16 protein-coding genes and 2 tRNA genes are annotated in these 18814 nt (G+C 48.2%); 11 read left to right on the top strand and 7 right to left on the bottom strand.

Translation table 11 applies throughout. The annotated features are described in order from the left end of the window. Window positions 1-45: 45 nt before the first annotated feature. From HCR03_RS01485 to HCR03_RS01455, 7 genes are all read left to right on the top strand, one after another. Window positions 46-1545, top strand: a complete 1500-nt coding sequence (locus HCR03_RS01485; protein ID WP_156990701.1) for a sugar ABC transporter ATP-binding protein — start codon at window positions 46-48, stop codon at window positions 1543-1545. 20 nt (window positions 1546-1565) lie between these two features. Further along, entirely contained in the window at window positions 1566-2789 is a 1224-nt protein-coding gene (gene mglC / locus HCR03_RS01480) for a galactose/methyl galactoside ABC transporter permease MglC (protein WP_187036361.1), read from the top strand. 163 nt (window positions 2790-2952) lie between these two features. Next, window positions 2953-4551 (top strand): response regulator, encoded by a 1599-nt coding sequence (locus tag HCR03_RS01475; protein WP_187036359.1) that lies wholly within the window; start codon window positions 2953-2955, stop codon window positions 4549-4551. 9 nt (window positions 4552-4560) lie between these two features. Further along, window positions 4561-6363 (top strand): histidine kinase, encoded by a 1803-nt coding sequence (locus HCR03_RS01470; protein WP_066643827.1) that lies wholly within the window; start codon window positions 4561-4563, stop codon window positions 6361-6363. Between the two features lie 7 nt (window positions 6364-6370). Further along, on the top strand, window positions 6371-7324 hold the full coding sequence (locus tag HCR03_RS01465; protein ID WP_066643826.1) for a substrate-binding domain-containing protein: 954 nt from the start codon (window positions 6371-6373) through the stop codon (window positions 7322-7324). Window positions 7325-7339: 15 nt separating this feature from the next. After that, window positions 7340-8365 (top strand): galactose ABC transporter substrate-binding protein, encoded by a 1026-nt coding sequence (locus HCR03_RS01460; RefSeq protein WP_187036357.1) that lies wholly within the window; start codon window positions 7340-7342, stop codon window positions 8363-8365. A gap of 43 nt (window positions 8366-8408) precedes the next feature. Next, complete coding sequence (locus HCR03_RS01455) at window positions 8409-10511, top strand: methyl-accepting chemotaxis protein (protein ID WP_187036355.1); 2103 nt, start codon at window positions 8409-8411, stop codon at window positions 10509-10511. Window positions 10512-10558: 47 nt separating this feature from the next. Here the strand turns inward: HCR03_RS01455 and HCR03_RS01450 are convergent, their stop codons facing one another. From HCR03_RS01450 to sigG, 5 genes are all read right to left on the bottom strand, one after another. Then, a complete protein-coding gene (locus HCR03_RS01450) occupies window positions 10559-11110 on the bottom strand; it encodes a M48 family metallopeptidase (RefSeq protein ID WP_066643824.1) in 552 nt (183 codons plus the stop codon). 405 nt (window positions 11111-11515) lie between these two features. Next, window positions 11516-12430: a translation elongation factor Ts gene (gene tsf, locus HCR03_RS01445; RefSeq protein WP_187036353.1), complete on the bottom strand. Its 915-nt coding sequence runs from the start codon at window positions 12428-12430 to the stop codon at window positions 11516-11518. 46 nt (window positions 12431-12476) lie between these two features. Then, entirely contained in the window at window positions 12477-13220 is a 744-nt protein-coding gene (gene rpsB / locus HCR03_RS01440) for a 30S ribosomal protein S2 (RefSeq protein WP_066643887.1), read from the bottom strand. A 147-nt stretch (window positions 13221-13367) separates the two neighbouring features. After that, window positions 13368-13661 (bottom strand): YlmC/YmxH family sporulation protein, encoded by a 294-nt coding sequence (locus HCR03_RS01435; RefSeq protein ID WP_066643821.1) that lies wholly within the window; start codon window positions 13659-13661, stop codon window positions 13368-13370. A 169-nt stretch (window positions 13662-13830) separates the two neighbouring features. Next, entirely contained in the window at window positions 13831-14601 is a 771-nt protein-coding gene (sigG, locus tag HCR03_RS01430) for an RNA polymerase sporulation sigma factor SigG (protein WP_066643820.1), read from the bottom strand. Window positions 14602-14730: 129 nt separating this feature from the next. On the opposite strand from sigG, the gene HCR03_RS01425 reads away from it, so the two are divergent. Together HCR03_RS01425 and HCR03_RS01420 are read left to right on the top strand one after the other, a co-directional pair. Continuing rightward, complete coding sequence (locus tag HCR03_RS01425; RefSeq protein WP_187036351.1) at window positions 14731-16107, top strand: CCA tRNA nucleotidyltransferase; 1377 nt, start codon at window positions 14731-14733, stop codon at window positions 16105-16107. Beyond that, window positions 16067-16582 (top strand): DNA-deoxyinosine glycosylase, encoded by a 516-nt coding sequence (locus HCR03_RS01420; RefSeq protein ID WP_066643819.1) that lies wholly within the window; start codon window positions 16067-16069, stop codon window positions 16580-16582. The genes HCR03_RS01425 and HCR03_RS01420 overlap by 41 nt, the downstream gene beginning before the upstream one ends. On the opposite strand, the gene sigE is transcribed toward HCR03_RS01420, so the two are convergent. Continuing rightward, window positions 16575-17297: an RNA polymerase sporulation sigma factor SigE gene (gene sigE / locus HCR03_RS01415; RefSeq protein ID WP_407926827.1), complete on the bottom strand. Its 723-nt coding sequence runs from the start codon at window positions 17295-17297 to the stop codon at window positions 16575-16577. The two genes, HCR03_RS01420 and sigE, sit on opposite strands and share 8 nt — an antisense overlap. Before the next feature lie 65 nt (window positions 17298-17362). Then, entirely contained in the window at window positions 17363-18187 is an 825-nt protein-coding gene (locus HCR03_RS01410) for a sigma-E processing peptidase SpoIIGA (protein WP_187036347.1), read from the bottom strand. A gap of 297 nt (window positions 18188-18484) precedes the next feature. Here HCR03_RS01410 and HCR03_RS01405 point away from each other — a divergent pair. Then, window positions 18485-18561, top strand: a tRNA-Asp gene (locus HCR03_RS01405). A 2-nt stretch (window positions 18562-18563) separates the two neighbouring features. Next, a tRNA-Thr gene (locus HCR03_RS01400) sits at window positions 18564-18639 on the top strand. Window positions 18640-18814 lie beyond the last annotated feature (175 nt).

Here is an 18814-nt window from a genome sequence, read left to right as displayed (position 1 = left end):
CGTTCCCCATCGCTGATCACCTCTACGAAAAAGGAGGGCTGACAGTTGAGTGAATACATCCTGGAAATGAATCACATATCAAAATCATTTCCGGGCGTAAAAGCCTTGGAAGACGTAAGCCTGAAAGTAAGGCCAGGCAGTGTGCATGCATTGGTTGGCGAAAACGGAGCCGGAAAATCAACCCTGATGAAATGCCTGTTCGGTATCTACATCAAAGATGAGGGTGATGTGATTTTTAACGGACAAAAGGTTGAGATTGCCAACACCAGGCAGGCGCTTGACATGGGGATTTCTATGATCCATCAGGAACAGCACCCGATTCGTTACCGCCCGGTCATGGAGAATATCTGGCTCGGGCGCTTCCCGAAAAGCGGGCCTATTGTAAGCACAAAAGCCATGGTCCGCAAAACAAAAGAGCTGTTTCAGGAGATTAACCTCGATGTGAATCCGGAGGCCTTGGCGGTTACGTTATCCCCTTCCAACCTGCAGCTTGTTGAAATTGCAAAGGCGGTCAGTTACAATTCAAAGCTGATCATCATGGATGAGCCGACCTCCTCCCTGACGGACAATGAAACCGAGCATTTATTCAGCATTATGCGGCATCTTCAGGAAAAAGGCTGCGCGATCATTTATATCTCCCATAAGATGGAAGAAATCCTGAAAATCTCAGATGAAGTCACTGTTATGCGAGACGGAAAATACATCGGTTCCTGGCCTTCTTCCCAAATGACCACAGACAAGATGATTCAGATGATGGTCGGGCGTGAACTGACCAACAGATTCCCTCCTAAAAACAGCGTTCCCGGCAACAAAGTTGTTTTTCGGGTCAACGATCTGTGTTCTGCCGAAGCAAGATCTTTCCAGCATGTCAGCTTCGAACTTCATAAGGGAGAAATTCTGGGACTTGGAGGACTGGTAGGAGCCCAACGGACGGAATTGGTCGAATCCATATTCGGCCTGCGGGGGATCGCCTCCGGAGAAATCTATAAAAATGGTCACAAAATTGAAATCAAGTCGGTTCAGGACGCAAAAAGGAACGGTCTGGCCCTGCTGACGGAGGAACGCCGGGCTTCCGGCGTCTATGCGCATCTGTCCGTTTTGGACAACACGGTCATCGCGAGCCAGAAAAAGTTTGCCAAAAGCGGCCTGCTCAACGATTCAAAACGCTACAAAGCCGCGGAATCAATAAGTAAAACCTTGAATGTGAAAACCCCGAATCTTGATACGGAAATGGAGAATCTCTCCGGAGGCAATCAACAAAAGGTTCTGATTGCCCGCTGGCTTTTAACCGATCCGGACATACTGATTCTGGATGAACCCACCCGCGGAATCGACGTTGGCGCCAAATATGAAATTTATACCATCATGCTCGATCTGATCAAATCAGGCAAATCAATTATTATGATCTCTTCCGAAATGCCGGAGCTGCTTGGAATGGCGGACAGAGTCATGGTAATGTGCGAGGGCCGGGTCACGGGTATTCTGAACCGTGAGGATGCCGACCAGGTTTCGGTCATGCGTCTCGCAACACAATACAGAAATTAGATTAGGAAGTGAAAGTACATATGGATCAGGAAGGAAAAACTGTGCCCCGCAAGAAATTTGCGGCGGTATTTATGGCGGCAGGCATTTGCTTTGCGGTTTTCGGCGCCATTCTGGGATTGCTGTTTCATATCAAGAAGATTTACGACCTGCCCGGGTTCCTCGTCATCATCGGCGCGTGCCTGCTGGGGTACGGTGCTCTTCAGACAATCAGCACCGGCAGAAAAGGAGAAGAGGTTCTGTTCTCCCGCAAAAATGCGAAATCCTTTTTTCTGAATTACGCGTTAATTTTCGCGCTGCTTGTATTAATTATCGTCATCATTTTTATCGAACCCCGTTTCATGAAATTCGACGTGCTGTTCGATATTCTCGCGCAGTCTTCCATTCGTTTAATTATCGCCCTGGGAATCTGCATTACGCTGCTGATTGCAGGCACCGATCTTTCCGCCGGGCGCATGGTCGGACTGGCTGCTGTTATTTCCACTTCCATGCTGCAGAACCCCGATTATGCTCACAGGTTTTTCCCGAATCTCCCTCAGGTTCCGATTATCCTGCCGATTCTTCTCGCGATTTTTGCGTGCGGTATCTTCGGAGCAATCAACGGATTCCTTGTGGCAAAATATAACATGCATCCGTTTATTGCAACATTGGCAAGTTCGGTCAGCATTTACGGCATCTGCTCCCTGTATTTTGATATGCCGCCAAACAATTCACAGCCGATCGGCGGTGTCCGCGACGATTTTACCAGACTGGCTCAAACCAAACTCTTTGACAAAGTATCGATCCTTGTACCCATCGCGATTGCCGTCACAATTTTAATGTGGATTATTCTAAATAAAACTGTTTTCGGCAAAAACATCTATGCGATCGGCGGAAATATGGAAGCCGCGCGCGTCTCCGGGGTCAATGTTTTTAAGACGCTGATGGGAATCTTTATTCTTGCAGGCGTTCTGTATGGGTTCGGCGGCGTTCTGGAAGCTGCCAGAACAGCAGGAGCCTCCAACCAATATGGCTACGGATATGAACTCGACGCCATCGCCGCCTGCTGCGTCGGCGGTGTATCTCTCGCCGGCGGCATCGGCAAAATCAGCGGCATCGTAACCGGCGTCCTGATTTTCACCGTCATCCAGTACGGCCTGCAGTTTATCAATGTCAGCCCCATGTGGCAGCAGGTCATCAAAGGTATTATCATTGTGGTCGCGGTCGCAATAGACCTTTCAAAATACCACAAGGTTTTATGGCACTGATATGGCTGCAAATGCACCCTTCTATATTCAGCTCATGACAGGTCTGTTGTCATGAGCTGAAAGCTGTTTTTGAAACGCCTTTATGTTATAATAATGTTTTCTGCCGATGATATCAATTATTTTTTGTGCTTAATCATTGCAATTATTGAAACGAAGGAATCCTATGAGATTGTATCGAATTTTATTAGCCGACGATGAAAGAGAAATCTGCGAAGGAATCGCCAGAAGAATCGACTGGGCTCAACTGGGCTATACCTTTGTCGGCTCCGCAGAAAACGGAGTCGACGCCCTGGAGAAGGCGGAAAGGCTGCATCCGGATGTCATTATGACGGATATTAAAATGCCGTTCCTGAGCGGACTTGATCTTTGCGAAAGAATCTGCGCCATGATGCCCTCCACAAAAATGATTGTCTTTTCAGGCTTCGACGACTTTAAGTTTGCGCAGCAGGCAATCAAACTTCACGTTGCCGAATATATCCTGAAACCGATTGATTCCGTGGAGCTGACCAAGACACTAAAGAAAATGAAAGCCCAGCTGGACCGGGAATTCAATGAAAAAACAAATGTCGAAATGCTCAGGAAAGCGTACGAGGACAGCCTCCCGATTATGCGCCAGCAGTTTTTTTCAGGCTTGATCGAAGGACATTTGACGCCGGAGCAACTCAGCGCCCAGGCACACACCTTCCATCTGAATCTGGATGTGGAGGGATGGGCCGCCGCGCTTCTGCGTGCAGACCCGAATATCGATGAGAAATGCAATCTGAAAGGAAAAGAAGAGCTGATTCCTATTTCGGTCAAAAGCATTCTGGATGATATGTTGGGGAATTTCTGCAGTTTTATTGATTTCCTGTACTATGACTGTGTCATTGTAATCGCATATTTTCATGACAACAACTTAATTCCCATGATCAACGGCATAAACGAAGTCTGTAAGTCGGCTCAGCGAGTTCTGAATTTAAAAGTAATGGCCGGGATCGGCACCATAAAGCCCGACCTGCATCAGTTGAGGGAATCTTATCGTGAAGCGTTCACCGCGCTGGAATACAGTGCCGGTATGGGCGGAGATAAAGCGATTTACATCAACGACGTTGAACCTGACGAAACAGCCAGAATCGAATTTTTTCAGGAGGATGAAGAAGCGATTTCCAATCTGATCAAAATGGGAGACGAGCGAAAAATCAAAGAAAAGATCGACAGCTTTTTCTCCCATCCAAAATCAGCTCTGCTTCCATTCGATCAATATCGGATTTATCTGCTGGAAATCATCACGTCGTTTCTGAAGGTTCTTCATGCTTACGGCCTGGACGGCAGTGAGATTTTCGACGAAAATTTCAGCTACACGGACGCTCTTACCAAATTGCAGACCCCGGATGAAATCAAACAGTGGTGCGCACAGGTTTGCATCAGAATCAGTTCAAAGATCAAACGCCAGCGGGTCAACAATACAAAAATCCTCGCGCAGCACGCGATTGAGTACATAGAGGAAAATTATCAGAAAACCAGCATCTCCGTCGAAGACCTGTGTTCCTTTCTTCACGTAAGCCCGACTTATTTCTCGACTGTTTTCAAGCGGGAAACGGGAAAAAGTTTCGTATCCTACCTGACCGAAGTGCGCCTTCGGCAGGCGGTTGACCTGTTGAACACAACCGAAGATAAAACTTATGTGATCGCTCAGAAGGTAGGCTATGCAGAGCCCAATTATTTCAGTTATGTCTTTAAGAAAAAATTTGGAGTATCTCCATCCAGATACAGAGATTCCTGAGGGATTACAATGTGGGACAAGATTAAAGTTTTCAAAGATCGTATCCGGCACTCTTTGCATAAAAGGAGCATTCAGTTTTCCATTTCCATTTCATTTACGATCGTAATGGTAATCGGAATGGCGCTGATCGCCGTCTCCCTGTCCGTAAGATATGTAAATTCCACAATGGAAGTCATTTCGAACAGCAATAAGCGCATTGTGGATCAGATCAGCCTGAATTTGGATTCTTACCTTCGAAGCATGATGAGAATCTCCGACTCCATGTATTACCGGGTCATTAAAAATTCCGACCTGAAGGATGACAATATCAACTATCAGATGAGTTTGCTTTATGAAACAAACAGAGACCAGCTTGTCAGTATCGCCGTCTTTTCAGATGACGGAAAAATCATAGCGTCGGAACCGCTTTCTCAGTTAAAACCCTCTGTCGACGTAAAAAAGCAAAGCTGGTTTCAAATCGCGATGGCCAGAATCGAAAATCTTCATTTTTCGACTCCGCATGTGGAAGATCTTTTTTTAGACCCGGACGACAATTCTCATTGGGTGATTTCTCTCAGCCGTTCGGTAGAGCTGACCTCGGCCGGCTCCATTCTCCACGGCGTCCTGCTGGTCGACATGAATTACAGCGGAATTGAACAGGTCTGCAAAAACAACTATCTGGGCGGGTCCGGCTATGTTTACATCACGGATGAAAACGGTCAAATCATTTATCACCCCAAGCAAAGGCTGATTTATTCCAACCTGACGAATGAAAACAACCTGGAGAATGCAACGCATGAGGACGGTACCTATTCGGAAACGTTTGACGGCAGGCAGCGTCTGGTCACCGTCAAGACCGTCGGATACACGGGATGGAAAATTATAGCGGTCAACCCGATTCAGGATATCACGGCGAATTACTCCAACTTTACGTCTTATACCCTTTTGTTTGCCCTGTTCATTTCCTATCTGCTCATCATCGTCAATATGTTTTTATCCTCCCGCATTGCAAAACCGATCATGAAGCTGGAAAATTCCGTAAAAAATCTGGAAAGCGGCGACCTTGACGAACAGAAGATCGCAATCAGCGGTTCCTATGAAGTCGAACACCTCGGAAAAGCGATCCGTTCCATGGTTCGTCAGACCAGAAAGCTGATGGACGATATTGTATCGGAGCAGAAAGCCAAGCGGCGAAGCGAGCTCGATGCTCTGCAGGCACAGATCAATCCCCATTTTCTGTATAACACTCTGGACTCGATTGTCTGGATGAACGAAAACGGAAAATACCAGGACGCAAACACAATGGTCACTTCTCTGGCAAAGCTGTTTCGTATCAGCATCAGCAAGGGAAAAAACATGATTTCCGTTGCCGATGAGCTGGAGCATGTCAAGAATTATCTGATTATTCAGAATCACAGGTTTGCCGACAAATTTCAATATTCGATTCATGCAGAGCCGCAGATTCTGCAGTGCGCAACGATCAAATTGATCATTCAGCCGCTGGTCGAAAATTCCATTTATCACGGAATGGAATTCATGGATGACGGAGAAATCAAAATCGAGGCCTATTGCAAAGATCATGAATTATGGATCGACGTCATCGACAACGGGCCCGGAATGCCGCAGGAACAGGCCGATCGTCTGCTGAGTGAAAACACTGCGCCCGTTCAGGGAAGCGGCTCCGGCATCGGACTGAAGAACATCAATGAAAGAATACAGCTTTACTTCGGCATGCAGTACGGTCTTTCCCTGTTCAGCGAACCGGATGTCGGAACCACGGCAAGAATTCACCTGCCTAAAAAAAGTCTGGAAGAATTTGAAGAGAAGGAGTGAAAGCCGGATGTCACGAAACAAACTCGTCATCTTTTTCATCCTGCTGCTGATCCTGTCGGGCTATTATCTTTATCTAAATAATAAAAGTACAAAATCCGCCGGCGAGCCCTATGCAATTTCCGTCATTTGTCCGGGAAAAAGCACGGAAAATCTGTCCGTTATGAAGTCGGGAATTGAAAAAGCCGCGGATGAGATGAACGCGGACATCAGCTTTTACACATTGACCAGCGACAATGACGCAAATCAGCAGATTAAGCTTTTAAAACGGGAAATCAACAACGGCGCAAACGCGGTGCTGATCATGCCGGTTAATTCCCCCGACCTGATGAAACCAATGAAGGATGGGGACAAAATAGTTCCCGTGATTGTCCTGCAGTCCTCTCTCTCGGATTTGTCCGGCCTCGTTAACATCTCCTGTAACAACGACCAGCTGGGGCAAAATTTGGCGAAAGAAATCTTACAGAAAGAAAGTTCCTCTCAACGTTTTGTGATTTTGAATCGCAAAAGCAGTCCGGAGCTTTGCGGCGGCGTGGAAAAGGTTTTGAAAGACGCAGGCGTCAAGCCCTCTTATCTGGATTTTTCAGATCTTTCACAGGATGCTCCCGTCCATGCCGAAAGAATTTTGCTTCAACACAAAGGAGAAGTTTTCATTGCTGCGGACAGTGCGACTCTGGAGCTCTTTGGAAAGGCTGAAAAAGTTCTGAAATCCAAGGCCGCGACGAATTCTCAAATCTATGGAGTCGGTCGAAGCAGCACGATCGTCTCCCTCCTGGAAGAGGGTATCATAAAAGCAATCGGTGTGGAAAATGAATATGGGATCGGGTATCTGGGTGTCAAAATGGCAGTTGACCGCATCAATCACATATCGTGCAAGAATATGAGCGTGAATTTCGTTGTCTCCGACCGTTCAAATATGTATCACCCCGAAAACGAATACATGCTGTTTCCGTTTGTAAGTTGACAGGGAGATGAAAAGATGAGGAGTTGGAAGCGGGCGGTTGTTTGCATTTTGACCGTTTTATCCGGAATGCTTGGTTCCTGTGCATCAGGAAGCGTCCCGATCAAGACCATTAAAATCGGGGTTACCATTTACCGAAAGGACGACACGTTTATACAGTCCGTCGATACCTACCTGGAATCAGAAGTAAAAAAGAAGGAGGCTGAAAGCGGCAAAAAAATTGTTTTGAATATTGCCGACAGTCAGTCAAGCCAGGCTGTTCAGGATGATCAGGTGGACCGTTTTCTTTCTAAAAACTACTCGGTTATCTGTGTGAACATGGTGGACCGCACCGTAGCGTCCACGATCATCAATAAAGCAAAAAAAGCCAATATCCCCGTTGTGTTCTTCAACAGGGAACCTGTGGAAGAGGACGTGCGTATGTGGAATAAGGTTTATTATGTTGGAGCGGATGCAGCGCAGTCCGGCACCATACAGGGCAAGATCATTGATAACGTTTTTCATGAGAACCCCGACCTTATTGACAGAAACAAAGACGGAAAAATCCAGTATGTCATGCTGGAAGGGGAACAGGGACACCAGGACGCTTTGCTTCGTACGGAATATTCCATTAAATATCTGATTGAATCAGGCATTCAGGTTGAAAAACTTGCGAACGACACGGCAAACTGGCAGCGCGCACAGGCTACCGCTAAAATGACACAGTGGATCAAACAGTACGGTGATAGAATCGAAGTCGTATTTTCCAATAACGACGACATGGCGCTCGGCGCCATCGACGCGATTCAAGGGAGTTCCCTGAAAAGAGCACCGGTCGTAGTCGGAGTCGACGGCACACAGCCCGGCCTGGAGGCAGTGAAAGACGGTTCCATGCTTGGCACGGTGTATAACGATGCAAAAAAGCAGGCGGACGCCATTATGGATTTATCCTATGCTCTGGCCTGCGGACAAAAGATTCCCGAAACAGTCGAACTAAAAAACCAGCATTACGTCTACATTCCTTATCAAATGATTACAAAACAAAATCTGAAAGATTACGAGTAAATTCAGGGAGCATTAAGGATCATTTACAAAAGGAGTGAGTCGTATGAAAAAAAAATGGAAAAATCTGAGTTCTGCATTATCCGTGTTTTTTGCTGTGCTGCTGGCAGTCATTCTAACCGTTGTCATATTCATCATGACCGTCTTTACAAACCGCGCGTTTGAAAAGTCTTACCGGCAGGACTGCGCCGTTGCGCTGAACGGGCTGTCTGAAACTATAAAGGATTTCGACAGCGACGTACAGAGTGCCGGAAATGATCTTTCCGAAAATTCTGACCTGATCCGTGCGGTGAAGGAAAAAAACAATTACGGAATGGCGTCGGCTCTGAAAAGCGATGTGCTATCCTATGGTCTGAGCTATGCCTTTCTTACGGACAAAAACGGTAAAATCATTGCCTCGTCAGACAATGAGCTGGAGCTGAACGATCTCTCCGGCCTGCAGCATATCAAGCAGGCATTAAAAAATCAAAAAGCGCTGGTCAATGAGGTTTTAACCGGGAAAATGCTGTGTGTTTGCTACGGCGCCCCGATTGAAGAGAACGGAACCGTAATTGGATGCGTTTCAGCGGTGTGTTCCCTGCAAAGCGTATCCGATTCCACGGTGGAGACAAATTTTCTCGACCGGCTGAAAAGTACCACCGGCTGTGAATTTTCAGTTTTTCTGGGCAACGAGCAAATTAATACAACGGCATCAAAGGATAAAACTCGGCAAAACGGTTTAATCATGGAGCAAGATGTTCAGGAGAAAGTGATTCAGCAAAAGCAAAACTATCTTTCCAAGGAAAATCTCTCAGGATGCAGTTATATCTCCGGTTACATGCCGATCATTGGCTATAACGGAAGTGCCGTTGGGGCTTTGTTCACAGGCAAAAACATTTCGGGCATCGAGCAAACGCAGAACACGATGATTTTATTCGCGATTCTTGTTGGCGTTGCTTTCATGCTGACCGCAATATTGATTTTAAGACGCTTCATCAAAAAGAGGGTGAAGACTCCGCTGGAACAGGTCGTATCCCTTGCAAACCATATGGAACATGGGGAAATTGGCTTAACTGATCAAAGCGTCGTTGCTCTTACCGTTCATTCCAGGGATGAGGTCGGACAGGTTGTTTCGGCACTGGAAAACACCGTATCCGGTTTGCAGGCTTATATCGGTGAAATTTCCGACATACTCAGCGCGGTTTCCGGCGGTGACCTGACCGTAAGAACCGAGAAAGAATATTTAGGCGATTTTATCGAAATCAAACGGGCTTTGAATACGATTTGTCAATCGTTGAACCATGTGTTCCATGACATCAACGCCGCCGCGGAATCCATTGAAAGTCGTTCCAGACAGATCGCCGACAGCGCTTCTTCCCTATCTCAGGGAGCGGCGGAACAGGCAGGCACAACGGAGCTGTTGTCCGATACGATCGAAAAAATCTCCACACAAATTAAAAAGACGGCGGACAACGCCGCCCTTGCGAGTTCCATTTCCAAAAAATCTTTCGAAGAAGTGGAAGCGGGCAACCGGGACGTCAACGGTCTGCTTGCCGCAATGAACGATATTAACGGATCCTCCGAACAAATCAGGAAGATCATTAAAACCATCGACGAAATTGCATTCCAGACAAATATTCTGGCCCTAAACGCAGCCGTGGAATCCGCCAGGGCCGGCGAAGCCGGAAAAGGCTTCGCCGTTGTAGCGGATGAAGTGAGAAATCTCGCTGTAAAAAGCTCTCAGGCGGCAAAACAGTCTTCCCTGCTGATTGAAAATTCGATTTCTCTTGTGAATAAGGGCATGCAAGCCGTTGATTCAACAGCAACTGCTTTCCGTAAGTTTCAGAAAAGCACGGATGAATCGACGCGGCTGATCGATGAAATCTCCAAATCCACCGGCGAGGAGTCAAACGCCGTATCCGAAGTAACGTCCGGAATCGCCCAAATTGCAGAAGTAGTGCAAAAAAATTCCGCGGCTTCCGAAGAAAACGCCGCGGCCAGTCATGATCTGTCACTGCAATCCCAAAAGCTCCACGAGCTCACAAAAAAATTCAAGCTGCAGGAAGGAAAGAACAATCCGGGCACAAATTTACCGGCATGGGAAGCCGTACCGGAACCGAAACCATCTTTGGAAACACATTCCTTTACTCCGGTGAAAGCAGCTGAGTGATTCGAAACGGGCTCCGGCGGACAAGCCGGAGCCCGTTTGTATCGGCATCATAAACCGATTTTATTTTGACTTTCTTTGAGCAGTTGAATCCGTCTTCGGTAATCCGGAAGATATTTTTCTATTTCCCGGTAAAATCCGGGGCCATGATTTTTCTCCCGGATGTGTGCAAGCTCATGTACGACAACATAATCTACGGCATCCGGCTCCAGCAAAATCAGGCGATAAGAAAAGCAAAGAGCATTTTTCGCGCTGCAGGACCCCCAGCGCGTTCTGGCGGAGGTGATTTTCAGCCCGACCGGATGAACCCCCATGATTTTACTGTAATAATTGACCCTTTCGCTCAAAACAGCCCGTGCCCGTTCCTTCAGCGCCGCTATTTTTTCCGGGGTCATCGCCAGTGCCAGCGCCCGCTCCCTTGCGGCCCGTTCATTCCAAAAATAAAGCTGCTTTGTCAACCACATTTCATGTTTCCCGATAAACTCCTCTATGACCTCGTTTTTCAGAAATAAGGGAGCTTTCACAATGATCTCGCCGTTTCTGTTTACGGAAAGCGACATCGTTTTTCGTTTGGATCTTTGAACTTTTATTGTACGGTCCATATGATCTGCCCCCAAAACAATAGCCACCCCCGGCACAGCCGGGGGTTCTTCCTATGTGGGCAAAGCCCTGTTTTACCGGCTGCGCCTCAAGGCGCTCGGAGTATCTTACACTTGCAGCGTCGCTGCTCACCCCCTGCCCCCTTCCGCACAGAAAATTGAAAGCAATTCTGTGCGGAAGAGAACCGATGTGGGAGGGGCTGCACCCTCTCCCCGCCAAAGCCCTTCGCGTTTCATAAAATGTCTATTCCGTTTTCCGCAATCAGCAGGATTGCAGGCAAGGTACAACTTGCATTTTAGCTCACCGCTAGAGCTTTTCTAAGCGTCCAGTCATAACCGGGAGTTTTTGAATGATAACAAAAAGCAGCGCAGATGCAATCTGCGCTGCCAAAAAACGAATTGAATGAATTATTTAACCATGCCCGCGACTTCATCCGCAAAATTATCCTGACGTTTCTCAAGGCCTTCGCCCTTTTCAAAACGTGCAAAATCGACGATTTTGATGGTGCCGCCGAGCTTCTTCGCAGTCTGGTCCGTAAAATCCTTAATGGTCAGCTTGTCATCCTTTACATAAAGCTGGTCGACAAGGCAAACTTCCTTAAAGAATTTCTGCAATCTGCCGGTCACAATTTTATCCGCGATTTCGGCAGGTTTGCCGGAATCGATAATCTGCTGTTTCAGAATGCTCTTCTCATGTTCGACAACATCTGCCGGAACGCTTTCCTCATCCAGAAACTGCGGTACAATCGCGGCAATCTGCATGCAGACATCCTTCGCGTATTCCTGGAACTCCGGTTTTGCGGCGATTTCAGCGGTTGTGTCGAATTTGGTAAGGACACCGATTTTTCCGTCCGCGTGGATATAGGCGCCCAGCGCGCCTTCCATCCGACGGAAACGGCGCACTTTTATATTTTCGCCGATCTTAAGAATCTTCTCTTTCAAAATCGCGTCGATTGTTTCATTGGAACCGGAAGCCTTGCACTGAAGCAAAGCTTCCACATCCGCGGGATTCTGCTCAATCACGGTGTTTGCGCAGGTCTTGACAAATTCCTGGAATTCCGCGTTCTTTGCCACAAAGTCAGTTTCCGCGTTCACTTCAATCACCACGCCGATGTTGCCGGCGTCATTCAGCGCAACGTATGCGACGCCTTCCGCCGCAATACGGTCCGCTTTTTTCGTTGCGGCGGCAAGACCTTTTTCACGCAGAAAATCAATCGCCTTGTCCATATCCCCGCCGGAAGCGTCCAGCGCTTTTTTGCAATCCATCATTCCGCAGCCTGTCTTAGCGCGAAGGGCCGCGACGTCTTTAGCTGTAAAAGTCATGTTATATTCCTCCGCTTCATTCATTTTGTTTTCAGTTGGAAAAGGATTATTCCTTGACGCTTTCGTCAGACTCGTCTTCCTTTTCCGCTGCGGCAGCTGCGCCCATACGGCCTTCTCTGCCTTCAATAATTGCGTTCGCCATTGTCTCAGAAATCAGTTTCACGGCACGGATTGCGTCGTCGTTTCCCGGAATTACATAATCGATTTCGTCCGGGTCGCAGTTCGTGTCAACAATCGCAACAATCGGAATATTCAGTTTTCTTGCCTCTGCGACCGCAATTCTTTCCTTCCTCGGGTCCACGATAAACAACGCGCCGGGAAGGCTCTTCATATCTTTAATACCGCCGAGGAACTTTTCGAGTTTCTCGATCTCAAGTTTCAGTTTGCCGACTTCTTTCTTGGGAAGCAGTTCGAAAGTACCGTCCTCTTCCATGGTCTTAAGCTGATTCAGACGGTCAATTCTGCGGCGGATTGTACGGAAATTCGTGAGCATGCCGCCCAGCCAGCGCGCATTTACATAGAAAGCGCCCGCACGTTCCGCTTCATTTTTAATGGATTCCTGAGCCTGCTTTTTCGTTCCGACAAACAGCACGGACTTTCCGTCCGTTGACAGATCGCGCACAAAATTATACGCATCCTCCAGTTTGCGAACGGTTTTCTGCAGGTCGATAATATAAATACCGTTGCGTTCCGTGAAGATGTACTCCGCCATTTTCGGGTTCCATCTTCTTGTCTGGTGTCCGAAATGGACGCCTGCTTCCAAAAGCTGTTTCATGGATACTACTGCCATTGCTAAATCCTCCTTAGTTTTTCCTCCGCCGAGCATAAAATTAACCCTCCACCCTTTCGGGCACCCCGGGCCGGCATCGGCGTGTGTTTTAGCGGGAATATTATAGCATGAGACGCGACGAAATACAAGCCTTTTTCATTTGACTCGTTATTTGAAACCCAGAAAATTCGCCAGGCTGTGCGAGGAATTTTTCGCTTTCAGGTAGTTGTTGTACGAAACCAGAATCGTATCGTCACCGATTACCTGAATGTCCTGCCAGCGAATTACGATGTCGTCTTCCCTGCCCAGCAGCCCGAACAGGCGAAGGCGCCCGTAAATGACGACCGCCACGACTCTGGCATTTGTCGTATCGAATTCTATATCGCTTACGCTGCCGAGACGCATTCCGTCTTTGATATTGATAACCTCTTTCCGGCGCATGTCAAACATTCTGCAAGTCATTTTCCATACCCCCCATACCCATTTTTATGCCGGGAATGGGATTTATTTGATTGCGAAGAAAAGAAATGTTACAATAGATAAAATTTTTAGTTCGGTTTCGGGGTATTCCTGCATGAACTGAAAGCAGGAGAAAGGCCCCCGAATAGAAAGGAACCTTTCCCCCTGCATTTTATATGTCCTTTTTGATTTTATCAAGCGCGGCTTTTTCCAGGCGCGAAACTTGGGCCTGGCTGATGCCGATCTCCGAAGCGACCTCCATCTGGGTTTTTCCCTGAAAATAGCGCATGGATAAAATGTTCTTTTCCCGGTTGTTTAAATTTTTGATTGCTTCCTTCAGCGCGATCTCGTCAAGCCAGTTATTGTCGTCGTTGTTGTCGCCGACCTGATCCATCACATAGATGGTATCCCCGCCGTCTGAGAAAACCGGTTCATACAGAGAAACAGGCTCCACAACGGATTCCAGCGCCACGACGACCTCTTCCCGCGGCATATCCAACTCTTTCGCAATTTCCTCCACCGTCGGCTCCCTGCTGTTCTTCGCCATCATTTTTTCTTTGACCTGCATCGCCTTATAAGCGGTGTCCCTCAGGGAACGACTGACGCGAATGCTGTTGTTGTCGCGAAGATACCGCCTGATTTCTCCGATGATCATCGGCACGCCGTAAGTGGAAAAACGAACGCCCTGATTGATGTCGAAGTGATCGATTGCCTTGATCAGACCGATGCAGCCCACTTGAAACAGATCGTCCAAATTTTCTCCCCGGTTGGTGAACCGCTGGATCACACTGAGCACAAGCCGGAGATTTCCGCTGATTAATTCGTCCCGAGCCCTCATGTCTCCGTCCTTTACGCGGCGAAGAAGCTCCATTTTTTCCTTTTCGGTGAGAACTTTCAGTTTCGAAGTGTTAACCCCGCAGATTTCCACTTTATTATATTGCACTTCACACACGCCCCCATCCGCCGCATTTCAATGTCATTATTACCATGAATGCGCAGGATCATGCAGGGCATAACACAAATAATCTTTCTTGTGATTCGACAGAATTTGATTGAAAAGCGAGGAACCATCATGATTGTCAAAATACCCTCTCAGGTCGATTCCGTACTGCAAATTCTGACCCGCAACGGGTTCGACGCCTGCGTTGTCGGAGGGTGCGTCCGTGACAGCCTGCTTGGCAAAGCACCGACGGACTGGGATGTTGCAACGTCCGCTCTGCCGGAGGAAACAATGCGCGTTTTGAACGGATTTTTAATCATCAAGACCGGGCTGAAACACGGAACGGTCACGGTGCTCAGCGATGGAATGCCGATAGAAGTGACCACCTACCGCGTTGACGGGGCCTATTCCGACGGCAGAAGACCGGATGAAGTTACGTTTACCGGCCTGTTGACGGAGGATCTGTCCCGAAGGGACTTCACTGTCAATGCCATGGCATACCGCAGAACCGGCGGGCTTGTGGACCGATTCGGCGGACGGGACGATCTGAAGCAGAAAACGATTCGCTGCGTCGGAAACCCGGACATCCGGTTCCGTGAGGACGGCCTCAGGATCCTGCGGGCTCTGCGTTTTGCCTCCGTACTGGATTTTACAATCGACTCTGAAACAGCCGAAAGCCTGAATCGAAACCGAACCATGCTGGATGGAATCGCACGGGAACGGATTTGCTCTGAATTCACAAAGCTCCTATGCGGCCCCGGAGCAGAGCGTATTTTAAGGGAATACCGGAGCGTCATTGAAGAATTTATTCCGGAAATCGGGGCCTCCTTCGATTTTCCTCAGAATAACCCGCATCATATTTTCGATGTGTGGGAGCACACCATCAGGAGTGTTGCCGCCGCGCCTGCCGATCCCACGCTTCGGCTTACCATGCTTCTGCACGACCTCGGAAAACCGTACTGCTACTCGGAGGATCGTAGCGGAATCGGCCATTTCTACGGTCATCCGGAGATAAGCGGTAAAATGGCGGATGTTATTTTGAAGCGCCTGAGGTACAGCCGAAAAATGATCGGCACGGTTGCACTGCTGGTTCGGCAGCACGACCTGTCGCTGTCCGGAGGTGAAAAAATACTGCGCCGGCGCCTCAACCGCCTGGGTGAAGACGACCTGCGAATGCTGATCGAAGTCCGCAGGGCGGATACGCTGGCAAAAAGTTTGAAAGACCAGGAAAAGCTTCCGCTGTTGGAAAATATACGGGAAATGTTTGAAACCATTATCAGGGAAAAGCAATGCTTTTCCCTGTGTGATCTTGCCGTGAACGGCGCCGACCTGATTGATGCCGGAGTTCCGGAGGGCGCTGAGGTCGGTCGCCTGCTCACCCTGTTGCTCGATGCGGTCATCGAAGGCAAATGTGCGAATCAGCGGGAAGCTTTGCTGGATTATGTAAAAACGGAAAGAGGGAAACTGGATGACGGAGCGCATTGTACATCCACTGGAACCGGTCTATGACGAAAACTCGCGCGTTTTGGTCTTGGGAACCATGCCCTCTCCAAAATCCAGAGAGTGCGGATTTTATTATTCGCATCCCCAGAACCGCTTCTGGCGCATTCTTGCCGACCTGTACGAACTGCCTCTTCCCAAAACGAACGGTGAAAAGAGGGCGATTCTGCTCAGTCACAGAATCGCCCTCTGGGATGTCCTGAAAAGCTGCGTCATTGAAGGCGCGGACGACGGCAGCATTCGGGAACCGGTACCGAATGACATCGCGGCGCTTCTTGCCCGCACCGGGATCCATACCGTCTTCACGACCGGAACAAAAGCCGCCGTTCTCTACCGCAGGCTCTGCCTGAAAGGCACCGGACTCGCCGCCGTGGCGCTGCCCTCCACAAGCCCCGCCAACTGCCGGTTTTACAGTTATGAAAAGCTGCTGGACGCTTACCGGATTCTGCGCGCCGCGGCGGAATCATCACGTACTCTCAGCTGACCCGTTCCAGGTCTTTTTTGAGGCGCTCTATAATTCTCTTTTCAAGGCGTGATATGTAAGACTGGGAGATACCGAGCGTATCGGCGACTTCCTTTTGGGTATGTTCCCTGCTGTTGTTGAGCCCGAACCGAAGCTGCATAATTTCCTTTTCGCGCGGAGCCAGCCGGGAAACCGCGCTGCGCAGCAAATCGCGCTCCACTTCTTCCTCTATATTTACGTTAACCGCGTTCTGGTCGCTGCCCAGGATATCGGAAAGAAGCAGTTCGTTGCCGTCCCAGTCAACATTGAGGGGGTCGTCTATGGATATCTCGTTTTTCAGCTGAGATGTTTTGCGCAGATACATCAGTATTTCATTTTCGATGCAGCGCGATGCATAGGTAGCCAGTTTGATATTCCGTTCGGGGCAGAATGTGTTCACCGCCTTGATCAGCCCGATGGTTCCGATAGAAATCAGATCCTCCACGCTCGCGCTGGAGGATTCAAATTTCTTCGCGATGTAGACGACCAGCCGAAGATTGTGCGTAATCAGCGGCTCGCGGGCATTGGGAACATGGTTCATGATATTGTTCATGACTTTCTCTTCCTCCGGCTTGGTAAGCGGCGGAGGAAGCGTTTCCGGCCCGTTGATGTAATGAACCTGCCCGCTCAGCCGCAGCCGATAAAACAGCAGCAGCAACCTGTTGTACCATTCCCTTATTCGCCGATTCATGTTCATTTCCACTCATTCCCTTTTGCCGCTGCCGCCTGCGGCTTTATAAACGCGTCCGTCCACGGCCAGATTTAGTCGGACGTTTTTTGCAGTAAATCCGGATTCAGCAGGGCGTCGAATTCTCCGAATCTGGTTTTTGATACAGCGATATAGACGTTATTTGTCACAATTTTTTCTCTGCCAACGCAAATCGTCATCCGATCCGGGCGGAAAGACTCCAGCAGCCCGCCGCCGGAAATCGCGTCAAATGGGATCAGCCGGAAATTCAGGCCGTCCTTTGGCGGTATCATTCCCGCAACCACCGGTTCGTAGATCACTGTCACCGGATCGCCGGAAAACGGTTCTCTTAAAGAGTTTCCCGTGTCCACCCGTGCAGTGCAGTCACAGGTCTTACCCCCGCAGTCAACTACAATCCGACAGTTCAGATTTTTCGGCATTTGCCGCCCTGTGATTCGCTGGAACAGGCGAATGCAACCGTAACATAAAACAGTTAATACAATTAACGCAAGCGGCGAAATATTAAAATAAACGACTGAATTTCGAATCATCAAGCCCTGAGGGGCAAAAAAATACCACAAAACCAGCATGAAGCCGGCAAAAGCAAAACTGATTAAATAAAAAGCAACCGTCTGGCGAATCAATTCCCGAAGGCCTCGGAACCCGAAAGCCGCGGCAACGATGCTCAGGGACATCATCAGCTTGAAAAGCAGAGACAAAATCGGATTGATTTCCGGCAACAAGATCGTCAGGGAATAAGCCGCACCAAGAAAAGCCGCTGCCATAAGGCGTTTCCGTTTTGCAGGAAGCGCCAGAAATTTAGAAACACAAAGCAGCAACAGATAATTGATGAACAAATTCACACCGACTAGAATATCTATGTATATGGTTTGCTTCAAGAAGTTCTCCCCCTGTCGGATTAAATTCAATTATAGACTCCCCTGTCCGCTGTTTCTGTCAAATCTTGTTTCACTGTAGGCAATCCGTCATATTTTATCTCTCTCCGAGCATATAAAAAGATAAAATAATTTTTTATTTCTGTTCCTGTAATATACATCAATATATTGTTACATAATATCTATTATTTATTGTTTTTATACTACATATTGCGTTTATTAATTAAAAAAATTGAAGTTGACAATTTTTGTACGTTTCAGTATAATAACATACGTTGTCGTTGCTCAAATACGCAGTATGGCTCGGTAGTTCAGCTGGTTAGAACGCTAGCCTGTCACGCTAGAGGTCGTCGGTTCGATCCCGATCCGAGTCGCCAATGCTGCTATGGCTCAGTTGGCAGAGCACGTCCTTGGTAAGGACGAGGTCACGCGTTCGAATCGCGTTAGCAGCTCCAAAGCAAAAGTCCCGCCACTCCTGAAAAACTCAGGTTTGGCGGGACTTTTTCATGTGTTTTGTTCTAAAGTCGCATCGTGCTTACGAGGATTACTGTGTCAAATAATATCGCATAATAAAAAGAACATAGCCTTGTTGCTAACAATTTGCTTACAAAATTAAAAAGGCCTTTCGGC

Source organism: Caproicibacter fermentans, assembly GCF_014303955.1.
Lineage (GTDB): Bacteria > Bacillota > Clostridia > Oscillospirales > Acutalibacteraceae > Caproicibacter > Caproicibacter fermentans.
Note: the sequence above shows the minus strand (reverse complement) of the source record. Positions and strands in the feature narration are given on the sequence as shown.